2 tRNA genes and 1 other annotated feature are annotated in these 469 nt (G+C 46.7%); both genes read left to right on the forward strand.

Going from position 1 to position 469, the window contains the following annotated elements:
• Nucleotides 1-97: 97 nt before the first annotated feature.
• Nucleotides 98-173 (forward strand) — tRNA-Lys (locus tag IEY11_RS04105).
• A gap of 69 nt (nucleotides 174-242) precedes the next feature.
• Nucleotides 243-317, forward strand: a tRNA-Glu gene (locus IEY11_RS04110).
• A 77-nt stretch (nucleotides 318-394) separates the two neighbouring features.
• Nucleotides 395-469, forward strand: a sequence feature (5S ribosomal RNA rRNA prediction is too short).

A 469-nucleotide genomic window follows, 5' to 3' on the forward strand; every position in this document is an offset into this window, starting at 1 on the left:
ATTAAATTACACTTTCAGATTGTGAATGAGAAAGTAAAGCACACGAAGTGTGCAGGTAAAGTTTTCTTTGCATACTTTCTTGTACACAAGAAAGTATGCACCATTAGCTCAGTTGGTAGAGCAACTGACTCTTAATCAGTGGGTCCACGGTTCGAGCCCGTGATGGTGTACCAGATTCGGTGCGCTGTGGGTTCGAGAGAGTCCACAGCGGAACCGAGAAATACCGGAAGTCTAACTGTTATGGCCCGTTGGTCAAGCGGCTAAGACGGCGGCCTCTCACGCCGCAAACGGGAGTTCGATTCTCCCACGGGTCACCAAATTTCTTCAAGAAAGATGTTGACAGTAGGCTGATGGTATGGTATAATAAAGCTGCACAGGAATGTGCAACGAAATAGTAGGTGTTAATGGTGACGAGGGTACACCTGTTCCCATTCCGAACACAGTAGTTAAGCTCGTTTACGGTGACAAT

The sequence above is a fragment of the Butyricicoccus faecihominis genome (assembly GCF_014648015.1).
In the GTDB taxonomy this organism is placed as follows: Bacteria; Bacillota; Clostridia; order Oscillospirales; family Butyricicoccaceae; genus Agathobaculum; species Agathobaculum butyriciproducens.